We start from the raw sequence: 440 nt of genomic DNA, 5'->3' as shown, positions 1-440 counted from the left end.
CTTAAAAGGAGTGTTTTATGTCACAAACTATCGACCTGACCCTGGACGGCCTGTCCTGCGGTCACTGCGTTAAACGCGTGAAAGAAAGTCTCGAACAGCGCCCGGATGTTGAGCAGGCGGATGTGTCTGTCACTGAAGCGCACGTTACCGGGACTGCCAGTGCAGAACAGCTGATCGAAACCATCAAACAAGCGGGTTATGACGCATCTGTAAGCCACCCAAAGGCTAAACCGCTGGCGGAGTCATCAATCCCGTCGGAAGCACTGACAGCGGTTTCTGAGGCGCTTCCGGCAGCGACCGCCGATGACGATGACAGCCAGCAGTTGCTGCTGAGCGGCATGAGCTGCGCCAGCTGTGTCACCCGCGTACAAAATGCGCTGCAAAGCGTACCGGGCGTCACTCAGGCACGGGTAAACCTGGCGGAGCGTACTGCGCTGGTG

Annotated in this window: 1 protein-coding gene; it reads left to right on the top strand. The window is 57.7% G+C overall.

From position 1 onward, the window contains the following. Positions 1 to 17 precede the first annotated feature (17 nt). On the top strand, positions 18 to 440 hold a 423-nt coding region (locus tag C5J22_RS30875; protein WP_205837249.1), incomplete at its 3' end, for a cation transporter.

The sequence above is a fragment of the Neorhizobium sp. T25_13 genome, from assembly GCF_002968675.1.
In the GTDB taxonomy this organism is placed as follows: domain Bacteria; phylum Pseudomonadota; class Alphaproteobacteria; order Rhizobiales; family Rhizobiaceae; genus Neorhizobium; species Neorhizobium tomejilense.
The sequence above is the reverse complement of the archived record's forward strand: the minus strand, read 5'-3'. Positions and strand labels throughout refer to the sequence as shown.